This is a genomic window from Kitasatospora sp. NPDC032150, from assembly GCF_055579945.1.
Genome location: NZ_JBVIMH010000005.1, coordinates 252,822 through 261,528, shown reverse-complemented (window position 1 = coordinate 261,528; position 8,707 = coordinate 252,822). Strand labels below are relative to the sequence as shown.

Annotated in this window: 10 protein-coding genes; 6 read left to right on the top strand and 4 right to left on the bottom strand. The window is 72.1% G+C overall.

All coding sequences use genetic code 11. The features are described 5' to 3' along the window. Position 1 precedes the first annotated feature (1 nt). The 6 genes from ACZ5ON_RS09220 to ACZ5ON_RS09195 all read left to right on the top strand — a co-directional run bounded on the left by ACZ5ON_RS09220 (position 2) and on the right by ACZ5ON_RS09195 (position 3,762). On the top strand, positions 2-217 hold the full coding sequence (locus ACZ5ON_RS09220; protein WP_465587862.1) for an MbtH family protein: 216 nt from the start codon (positions 2-4) through the stop codon (positions 215-217). A 10-nt stretch (positions 218-227) separates the two neighbouring features. Continuing rightward, positions 228-1,553, top strand: a complete 1,326-nt coding sequence (locus ACZ5ON_RS09215) for a cytochrome P450 (RefSeq protein WP_465587859.1) — start codon at positions 228-230, stop codon at positions 1,551-1,553. A gap of 32 nt (positions 1,554-1,585) precedes the next feature. Next, positions 1,586-2,329: an SRPBCC family protein gene (locus ACZ5ON_RS09210; RefSeq protein WP_465587856.1), complete on the top strand. Its 744-nt coding sequence runs from the start codon at positions 1,586-1,588 to the stop codon at positions 2,327-2,329. Positions 2,330-2,563: 234 nt separating this feature from the next. Continuing rightward, positions 2,564-2,752 carry a hypothetical protein gene (locus tag ACZ5ON_RS09205; protein ID WP_344637595.1) on the top strand — a complete coding sequence of 63 codons (189 nt, stop codon included), beginning with the start codon at positions 2,564-2,566 and terminating at the stop codon, positions 2,750-2,752. Positions 2,753-3,170: 418 nt separating this feature from the next. Continuing rightward, positions 3,171-3,425 (top strand): hypothetical protein, encoded by a 255-nt coding sequence (locus tag ACZ5ON_RS09200; RefSeq protein ID WP_465587853.1) that lies wholly within the window; start codon positions 3,171-3,173, stop codon positions 3,423-3,425. Between the two features lie 10 nt (positions 3,426-3,435). Further along, complete coding sequence (locus tag ACZ5ON_RS09195; RefSeq protein WP_465587850.1) at positions 3,436-3,762, top strand: hypothetical protein; 327 nt, start codon at positions 3,436-3,438, stop codon at positions 3,760-3,762. 169 nt (positions 3,763-3,931) lie between these two features. Here the strand turns inward: ACZ5ON_RS09195 and ACZ5ON_RS09190 are convergent, their stop codons facing one another. The 4 genes from ACZ5ON_RS09190 to ACZ5ON_RS09175 form a co-directional block, all read right to left on the bottom strand. Beyond that, entirely contained in the window at positions 3,932-5,062 is a 1,131-nt protein-coding gene (locus tag ACZ5ON_RS09190) for a M24 family metallopeptidase (protein WP_465587847.1), read from the bottom strand. A 318-nt stretch (positions 5,063-5,380) separates the two neighbouring features. After that, the gene (locus ACZ5ON_RS09185) at positions 5,381-6,478 is read right to left on the bottom strand and encodes a class I SAM-dependent methyltransferase (RefSeq protein WP_465587844.1); all 1,098 of its coding nucleotides are present in this window, start codon (positions 6,476-6,478) and stop codon (positions 5,381-5,383) included. Next, the gene (locus ACZ5ON_RS09180) at positions 6,475-7,857 is read right to left on the bottom strand and encodes a glycosyltransferase (protein WP_465587841.1); all 1,383 of its coding nucleotides are present in this window, start codon (positions 7,855-7,857) and stop codon (positions 6,475-6,477) included. The genes ACZ5ON_RS09185 and ACZ5ON_RS09180 overlap by 4 nt, the downstream gene beginning before the upstream one ends. Continuing rightward, on the bottom strand, positions 7,854-8,705 hold the full coding sequence (locus ACZ5ON_RS09175; protein WP_465587838.1) for an alpha/beta fold hydrolase: 852 nt from the start codon (positions 8,703-8,705) through the stop codon (positions 7,854-7,856). The genes ACZ5ON_RS09180 and ACZ5ON_RS09175 overlap by 4 nt, the downstream gene beginning before the upstream one ends. Between the last annotated feature and the right edge of the window lie 2 nt (positions 8,706-8,707).

Sequence of the window (8,707 nt, the reverse complement as noted above, 5' to 3'; positions counted from 1 at the left end):
CATGACCAACCCGTTCGACGACCAGAACGGCACCTTCCTCGTGCTCGTCAACGAGGAGAACCAGCACTCGCTCTGGCCCCAGTTCGCCGACGTCCCCGCGGGGTGGACCGTCGCCCACGGCCCCGACACCCACGCCGCCTGCCTGGAGTTCGTCGAGCAGAGCTGGACCGACATGCGACCCAAGAGCCTCGTCGACGCCATGAACGCCCGGCGGTAGAGCGGCCGACGTGACTTCTACCGACACCGCCCTCGGAACCGACACGCTCGGCACCGATGCCCCCGGTACCGGCACGATCGGCACCGGCACGATCGGCACCGGCACCCCTGACGAGGCCCGCACCACCGCGGGCCCGTCCGGGCCCGGCGACCTGGCCGCGGCGCTGCACACGCCCGCGGCCCGCCGGGACCCGTACCCGTTCTACGCCCGGATGCGCCGCGAACGCCCGGTGTACCGCAGCCCGCAGGGCATCTGGTACCTCACCCGGTACGCCGACGTCGAGACGGCGCTGGGCGACCTGAGGCTGTCCAACGACCGGGACCGGATGACCCGGGCCCTCGGTGCGCTGGACGGCAACCTCAAGGGCCTGAGCCGGCTCACCGACCGGCTCGGCCGGGTGATGACCAACACCGATCCGCCGGACCACGCCCGGCTGCGCAAGCTGGTGAACAAGGCGTTCACCGCCCGACGGGTCGAGGCCCTCAGGGACGGCATCCAGACGATCGTCGACGGCCTGATCGACCGAGCCGTGGCCCAGGGGTCGACCATGGACCTCATCGAGGCGGTCGCCTCCCCGCTGCCGCTCGCGGTCGTCTGCGAGCTGTTCGGCATCCCGCCCGAGGACCGTCCGAAGGTCAACGGCTGGTTCCGCCGGCTCGGCAATCTGACCGAGGACATCGAGCAGTCCGCCCTGGCCATCGACCAGCACGAGGAGTACCTCACCGAGCTCATCCGCCGACGCCGCGCCGACCCGGGAACCGACCTGATCAGCGCCCTGGTCACCGCCCAGGCGCGTGGCGACCGGCTCACCGACGGGGAACTGCTGTCGACCTGCTTCGTCCTCATCACCGCCGGCGACGAGACGACCACCCATCTGATCGGCAACGGCACCCTCGCCCTGCTGCGCCACCCCGAACAGCTGGCGCGCCTGCGCGAGGACCCGGGGTTGATCCGGAGCGCCGTCGAGGAACTGTCCCGGTACGACACACCGACCCAGGCGATCGTTCGGGTCGTCGCCGAGGACGTTCCGATCGGCGGGGAGACGCTGCGCGAGGGCGAGTTGGTGTACCTGTTCCTAGCCGCGACCAACCGTGACCCCGAGCGCTTCGAGGATCCCGACCGGCTCGACCTGGCACGCCCCGGCAACCGGCACCTGAGCTTCGGCAACGGCCCCCACTTCTGCCTGGGCGGACCGCTGGCCAAGCTCGAGGCCGAGGTGGCCATCGGCACGCTGGTCCGCCGGCTCCCACAGCTACGGCTGGCCGAAGAGGCGGCCCTCGAGTGGAAGCCCAACCCGTTGCAGCGCCGGCTGAGTGCCCTTCCGCTCTGCTACTGAACAAGTCATCGGCTATCGAAGGAGTTCTGATCATGGCCCAGGAGTTCCGGGTCCGCCGCGAGCAGGAGCTGGCCGCCGCGCCCGACCAGGTCTGGCACGCGGTCGCCACCGCCGCCGGCAACCTCGGCTGGCTCTACCCCATGGAGATCGAGCCGCACGTCGGCGGGAAGGTCTCCCGCGGCGACGGGACCGTCGTGGCGTGGGAGCCGCCGCACCACTTCGCCGTCCGGGTGACCAGGGACGACGGATTCTCCAACACGCTCAGCTACCAGATCGAGCCGGCCGACGGCGTAACCAGCCGACTTCGCATGGGAATTCACTGGGTCCACGAGGGCGTCGTCGACGACGGCTGGGACACCAGGGCGGACGCGGCCGAGAAGCACGTCGACTTCTACCAGCACAGCCTGGCCGAGTACCTGACGCACTTCGCCGGCCGTCCCGCCGTCTACGTCAAGGCCGACCGGCCCGAACCGACCGCCGATCCCGCCGAGTTCGCCGCCCTGCGCCGACGCCTCGGCCTGGCCAACGGCAAGACCGTCGGCGACCGGCTGTCGCTCACGCTGCCGGGCCGGGACGGCGGCCCGGAGGACGTGATCGTGGACTACCTCACCCGCGACTTCATCGGCCTGCGCGGTCCGGACGCGCTGTACCGGTTCTTCGACGGGAGCTCCTGGAACTGGCCGATCTGGCTGGGCCACCACCTGTTCGCCAAGGACACCGACGAGGAGCAGACCGTGCAGGCGTGGACCGCCTGGCTGAACGACGTGGCCTCCTAACCCGGGGCCGGGGAACGGGAGGCGGCGGAACCACGCCTTTCTGCCGCCGCCTCCCGCGACCCGGGATCCGCCTCCCGCGACCCGGGATCCGCCTCCCGCGACCCGGGATCCGCCTCCCGCGACCCGGGATCCGCCTCCCGCGACCCGGGATCCACCTCCCGCGACCCGGGATCCGCCTCCCGCGACCCGAGATCCGACCGACCGACCGGACGACGGAGAACCGAAGGACCTCTGATGGAAACACTGCTCTATACCGCCGAACTCATCCAGGAGGGCGGTACCTACAAGCTCGTGGTGCAGGACAAGCTGCGGGACACGGTGCAGACCACCCAAGTCCCCAGGGCCGCGGTGGACAAGCTGCCGACCTTCCTGTCCATGCTCAGCGCCAAGCTCAACTCGGGGCTACCGCACGGCCGGCGGTAGACAGTGGGCGGCGGAGCGTGCGATGGCCACGTGTCTCCCTACACGTTGGTGCGGCTTCCCGCCGTCCGCCGGCCCTGGCTGCGCAGGATCCACGACCGCGTGAAGGGCGGCCGGTGCGCTTGTGGGTTCTTGGCTTCGATTCCGGGTCCCGGGGTACAGCGTCCGATCGGCCGGGAGGCAGGTCAGGGCAGGAGCCGGCGGGTCTCGGTCCATTGCCGAAGGTGATCTCGTGTCGGGCCGGGCCGCAGGTGGTTGATGAGCCTTCCCAGGTGGGCTGTCAGGATGCCGAGGATGGCGGCGGGAAGCTACCGGCTCGCACCGGTGGTCTGGTGAGTCACGTGATCAGCCCACCGTACGTCCGGGGAAGATCACCGCCCTCGGGCTGCACGCCCGGCCGGCCAGACCTACCGTGAGGGACATGAGCGAGCTCCCTCAAACCGCCCGGCAAGCCGCCGACGCCTACGCCCATGCCGTCGTCCTCCTCGGCCGCTGCGGCGAGGCCACCCACCAGGCCGACTGGGCCGCGCTCGCCGAGCACGCCGGCGCCCTCAGTGTCGCCGCGGGCGAGCTGTCCGTCGCCGCCGGTGCCGTAACCCGCGAGGAGACACCTGTCAGCCCCGCCGAGTTCCACGCCGCAGCACAGCAGGCCATTCGCAGACGGCAGCCGGAGTGATGTACTGCACATGATCGACGTGATCTACAAGACGTCACGGGAGGACGTACGGCCCGGAACGCGCAGTTCTCGGTACCACTACGAGCGGACCTTCATGTCGGTCATGCAGGGCATACTGGTCTCGGTGGCGGAGATGATGGTCGCCGTCCAGGTCACACACCTTCCGCAGCCCGTCGTGGTCCATGCCGGCCCCACCTTCGAGTTCCACGAGCTGCCCGCGACCGGGAAGAAGCAGTACCTCGCGCAGCTGTGCGATGCCGCCATGGCCCACTTCCCGAAGCTCGGCGGCGACAACAGCGTGCGCTGGTTGATCGGCAAGCTGCGGGACACCGTGTGACGACGCCGTGGCCGGGCCCGCTCGTCCGCGCGGCGGGCCCGGCCAGGGCACGGGCGTACTGAACCCGTCCTTCGCTGGTCCTGGGGCCTGGGCCCTGAACTGCGGGAGCGGTGGACGGGACACGGTGACGGGTGCTGCCGAGGCGACTGCCAGGGCGTGGGGCGTCCGGTCAGCTCGGGATGACGGTGAGTTCGCGGGTGGTCCGGTTGAGCCGTTCGGCGCCGTCCGGAGTGCAGACCACGATGTCCTCGATCCTGGCGCCGTAGCGTCCGGCCAGGTAGATGCCCGGTTCGACCGAGAACGCCATCCCCGGCTCCAGCGGCCGTGACGAGCCAGCCACGATGTAGGGCTCCTCGTGGGTCTCCAGACCGATCCCGTGACCGGTGCGGTGCAGGAACTGCTCGCCGTACCCGGCGGCCGTGATGACGTCCCGTCCGACGGCGTCCAGTTCCTCAGCCGTGATGCCCGGCCGCGCGGCGTCGGTCTGTGCCCGCTGGGCGCGCAACAGCACCTCGTGCAGGCGGCGGTACTCGGCCGGAGGCTCGCCGAGCGCGTAGCAGCGGGTGGAGTCGGAGCAGTAGCCGGCCGCGGTGGTTCCGCCGATGTCGACGACCACCGGGTCCCCCGCGCGAAGTACCCGGTCCGACAGCTCGTGGTGGGGGCTCGCGCTGTTCGGCCCCGAACCGACGATCACGAAGTCGACCTGGACGTGCCCCTCGGCGGTGATGGCCTCCGCGATGTCCCGTCCGACCTCGCGCTCCGTGCGTCCCGTCCGCAGCCATTCGGCCATCCGGGCGTGTACCCGGTCGATGGCCGCCGCGGCCTGCCGGAGCGCCAGCACCTCCTGTGAGCTCTTGCGCATGCGCAGTTCGCCCAGTACGGGCCCGGCGAGGACCTGCCGGCTGCCGGGCAGGGCGGCCTGGAAGGCCATCGCCTTCTCGGCCCACATCCGGTTGTCGACGCCGATCGTCGCGCGTGCGGGCAGCCGAGCGGCGGCGATCGCGTACGGGTCCTGCGTCTCCTGCCAGCTGATGATCTCCAGGTCGAGACCTGCGGCGGGGGAGGCCTGCGCGGCGGGCTCCTCCAGGGCCGGTACGAGCAGGAAGGGATCGCCCTCGACGGGCAGCACCAGGCAGGTGAGCCGCTCGAGCGGCAAGGCGTGATAGCCCGTCAGATATCGCAGATCGGCACCTGGCGAGATCAGGAGGGCGTCGATGCCGGTGCGGCCGGCGGCTTCACGGGCCTGCCGCAGGCGGTCCGAGGTGACCGTGAGCGGGAGCAGGCGGTCCGGGGCGGGCATTCGGAATCTCCTTCGGGTCTGGCGGCAGGGCCGGATCGGCCCCCACGGGCAGGGCCGGATCGTGAGGACGCCGTCGAGTGCGCCATCGCGACCGGGGCGCCCGCAGCCTCGCCGTCGGGGCTCAGGCTGCTGACCGTCCCGAACGCCAAGGAGCGGGCGACCCCTGCCGGTCCGTCGTGCCGGATGGGTTCCGTGACGTTGTCGCTGACCACCCCACGACCGGCAATCTGCGGACACTCTACCTACCAAACGTTTGTTATGCATCTGTCTTGCGGACTTGCTGACGGAGCGGCAGATGGCGCTGCCGTCGGCGATCCGCTACGGCACGTCGAGGCGGGCGAGCAGGCGGTAGGCGTTGGCGAGGCGGGCGCGGCCCGCGACGGGGGCGAGCAGGCGGTCGAAGGCGGCCGCCGCCAGCAGGACCGGCGCGGCGGCCAGGAAGAGTGTGCCGCGCAGCAGTCGCCGCCATCGCCCGGGGGAGCCCGGCAGCCAGGGGGCGTCCTCGCGCGGGGCGACCGCATCGAGCAGCAGCCAGCAGGCGGCGAGCAGGTCCACCGGGTCGTGCGGCTCGCCGTGCTGTTCCAGTAGGACGGTGAAGCCCAGCTCGGACAGCCGTCGGCGCAGGTTGACCGCGGGCAGTAGGTGGAGGTGTTGCGGCTGGAGCCAGGGCAGCCACCACCGGCCCAGCAGACGGGCGTAGCGCGACCGCGGATCGGGGACCTCGATCAGCAGTAGCCCGCCGGGGCCCAGCGCCTGCCGTGCGGCGGCCAACTCCCGGTGCGGGTCGGTGCTGTGCTCCAGGTAGTGGAACATGCTCACCGCGTCGTACTGCCCGGCCAGGGTGGGTGCCAGCTCCGGGAACGGGCCGCGGAAGGCCCGGGCCACCCGGCCCTCCCGGCGGGCGAGTTCGACACCCTCGGTGAGGTCCAGGCCATCGAAGGCGGTATCCGGGAAGAGCTCACGGGCGCTTTCGCAGAAGTGCCCGTGGCCGGTGCCGACGTCGAGCCACCGGGCGAGTCTTCCGGCGGCGTGCGGAAGGACGGATTCGGCGCGCCGGCGGTAGACCCGGGACCGGGTGCCGAAGACTCCACCGAGCCGCTGCTCGCCCAGCCCGTCGTAGAAGTCGCGGTAGTAGAACTCCAGCCCGGCGGACGTCAGTTGCGGGTTCTGGAAGATGTGTTCGCAGCTGCGGCACTCGTCCAGGGCGAACCGTCCCGGCTTGTGCTGCAGCAGGTCCGAGGTGCGCAGTCGGGCTCGCAGGTCGGTGGCGCCGCACCACGGGCAGTCGGTGCGGCGGGCCGCGAAGAACCGGTCGGCGCCCTCCGCGAGGTCGGCCCGGTAGCCGGGGCGCAGGGCGGCGATCAGGGCGGTGCGGGTCGCGGCCTTGGTGGTGGTCGGCCTCGCAGTGGTGGTCACTGGCTGCTCCCGGGTGTCAACGGCCGGTCCACTGCCAGCCGTTCGAGGTGATCGGCGGCCGTGGTGGCGCCGCCGGCGGCTCGGAAGGAGGCGCCGACGCGCTGCGCGGCGGCGCGGTGCGCGGGGTCGTCGAGGACGGCGTCCAGTGCTTGGCCGAGCCGTTCCGCGGTGGTCCGGCCGAACCGCAGCCGCACGCCCGCACCGGCCGCCACCACCTGTGCGGCCACCACGGGCTGGTCGTCCCGGATCGGGGCGACCACCAGCGGCACTCCGTGCCACAGCGCCTCGCAGACCGTGTTGTGCCCGGCATGGCAGACGACGGCCACCGCGCGGGCCAGCAGGTCAAGCTGCGGGACGTGCGGGAGTACCAGGACGTCCGGGTCCGGCGCGGGTGCTCCCAGCAGGCCGCCTGGGTCGACGATCACGGCCTGGAGGCGTTTCGAGCGCGTGCGCAGGGACGTCTGGCTGTGTGACAGAAAAGCTGCTCCGGCGTCGGAGTTGGCGGTTCCCAGGGTTACCAGGACCAGTGCGCGGTCCGGGTCCAGCCACTCCCAGGGGAAGGCGGTTTCGCTCGGGCGTGCAGCCAGCGACGGGCCGACGAAGCGGATCGGTCCACCGGCTGACGTGGCGGATGAGGCCAGCTCCGGTGTGGTGAAGGCGAGTACCAGATACGGGGAGAAGCGCGGGTCCGTGTTGGTCGCCCGCTCGCCTCCGGGCGCTCCGACCCGGTGCCGACACTCTTCCCCAGCCTTGGCGGCCGGGAGGTGCCCCCTGCTCCCGCGCTCCCTCCTTCGTCGGTCGTTTCCTCGCTCCTCACTTTCGGCACCGGCGCGCCCTTTGGCTCGGGGCGGGTTGGTCGCCCGCTCGTTCAGCGGCGGGCTGTCCGGGCCGTTGAGTCGGGTGCGCAGTTCCGTGAGCCGGTCGCGGACCCAGTCCTCGACCAGTGGCATGCCGTGCAGAGCGCCGGTGAGCTCCGCCGAGGTGGTCGCCGAGGTGGCCCAGGGCAGGCCCGCGCGTTCGGCGACCAGCGCGCCGGCCACCGCCTGCTGGTCGACCACCAGCACGTCGGGGCGGAAGCGCTCGATGGCCTCGGCCACGCCGGGGGCCATCGCGTCGGCGAGCGGGACCAGGAAGTCCTCCCAGAGGAACTTCAGCGCCGCCGGGCCGCGCAGCTCCGGCGGGCGTTCGGGAGCGGCGTCCGGATCCAGGGCGACGGCGCAGCGGAACACCTCCGCCTCGGCGCCGGCGAGCCGGCCGATCAGCTCGGGTACCCCGGCCCAGGCCGTGGCGTGCCCGCGCGCCGCCAGCTCGGCCGCCACGCCCACCATCGGGTTGACGTGCCCGACCAGCGGCGGGACCACGAACAGGTAGCGGCTCATCGGGCGCTGTCCTCCAGTTCCCGTCCAGTGGGCAGCGGAGCGTCGGCCGGCTCGCGGAGGTGGACGCCGCACTCGTGCAGCCAGCTGAGAGTCAACTTCCGTACGGTGTGGGGGGCTTCGACCAGGACCGAGTGTTCCTGCCCGGGCACGAAGGTGGTGCGGCAGTCGGGCAGCAGGCCGTCCAGCCAGGCCGCCTGGTCGGCCAGATCCGAACCGGTCCCGTAGACGGCGAGCACCGGGCAGGAGATCGAGCGCAGTTCGGCCCCGCCGGGCAGCTGGCTGGCCGGGATCTCCCGGGCCAGCGAGGTCTGTGCGAGCAGCCGGCCGGCCGATCGGGCCAGCCGTGCGGTGTGTGCGCCGCGCTGCTCGGCGACCCAGGTCAGGGTGGTCTCCCGGACCAGCTCGTGCTCGGCGCGGCGCAGGATGCCGTCCAGCTTGGCCGCCCAGGAGCGGGAGGCCGGTTCGGACTCGATCGCCAGGATGCTCGCCACCTGCGCGGGACGGCGGGCGGCAAGGCCGAACGCCACGGTGCCGCCGAAGGAGTTGCCCACCAGATGCACCGGACCGGTCAGGGAGAGCCCGTCCAGCAGCGCCGCCAAGTCGTCGACGAAGTGCTCCAGGCGGTAGCCGGTGGCCGGCCGCGCGGTGCGACCGTGGCCGCGCTGGTCGTACATCAGCACGTCGAGTCCGGCAGCGGCCAGTGCCGGGCCCAGGGTGAAGTAGTAGCTGGCGAGGCTGTCGGTGAGCAGGCCGTGCACCAGCACGACGGTGGCCGCGGGCGGGCCGCCGTCCTGTGGAGCGAGCCGTTGTACGTGCCGGCGCAGCCCGTCGAGGTCGAGGAAGGCCATCG